The following is a 270-nucleotide window of genomic DNA, read 5'->3' as shown; positions in this document are numbered from 1 at the left end:
AGATTTGCGATGCGGTAGACTAGCCCGCCAACAGTAGTTTCAACCACCACTTCATCTGCAGTGAACGTGGCAGTCGCGCTGGCTGCCGTTAACGACATGGCTAGGCGGCGCACTTGACCTGCCACGCCAACCATCTGGCCAAACTGTGCGGCTTGTAGCGCGCTCACCGCTTGGCCGACCTGCACCGGCACGTTGAAAACCGGGCTGCTGCCCAGCAGCGTGGAATTGATTGACGGTGCGCTGGTATAGGCGGTGATGTTGCCGGAGGTG

At 60.4% G+C, this 270-nt stretch carries 1 protein-coding gene; it reads right to left on the bottom strand.

The genetic code is table 11. The features are described 5' to 3' along the window. Positions 1–270, bottom strand: a 270-nt coding sequence (locus ACZ3HH_RS30130; protein ID WP_465810247.1) for a hypothetical protein, incomplete at both ends; no start/stop codon positions are given.

Source organism: Pseudomonas sp. PME37.24/025 (assembly GCF_055556615.1).
This window is presented reverse-complemented; position numbering and strand designations above follow the sequence as displayed.